Here is a 366-nt window from a genome sequence, read left to right as displayed (position 1 = left end):
TCGTGCGGAGAATTCTCACGTGCCACTTCGAAAACGAGAACGGGTGATGCAGGGATTTCGATCCGCCCCGGGTTTGCCGGAGGCTCCAACTTCTGAGAAAGTGGAGCAGATATGAGCAAGACAACGAACAAGTTTTCACCCGAAGTTCGCGCCCGAGCGGTGCGCATGGTTTTTGATCACGAAGGCGAGCATGCGTCGCGATGGGCGGCGGTGTCCTCGATTGCCGCCAAGATCGGCTGCACGGCGCAGACGCTCAATGAATGGGTGAAGAAGGCAGAAGTGGACAAAGGGGTGATGTCACGTTGTGAGCGGCTTAACGGTTGTCGGATAATGGGTTGGGATGAACAGTCCTGCCGTCAGCTACAA

Annotated in this window: 1 protein-coding gene and 1 pseudogene; both read left to right on the top strand. The window is 56.3% G+C overall.

From position 1 onward, the window contains the following. A pseudogene (locus tag FFR93_RS40525) lies at positions 1–76 on the top strand (IS6 family transposase); the annotation flags it as partial. A gap of 35 nt (positions 77–111) precedes the next feature. Next, on the top strand, positions 112–366 hold a 255-nt coding region (locus FFR93_RS40520; RefSeq protein ID WP_246661442.1), incomplete at its 3' end, for a transposase.

It is taken from the genome of Rhizobium sp. MHM7A (assembly GCF_005862215.1).
GTDB classification, from domain to species: Bacteria; Pseudomonadota; Alphaproteobacteria; order Rhizobiales; family Rhizobiaceae; genus Rhizobium; species Rhizobium bangladeshense.
Note: the sequence above shows the minus strand (reverse complement) of the source record. Positions and strands in the feature narration are given on the sequence as shown.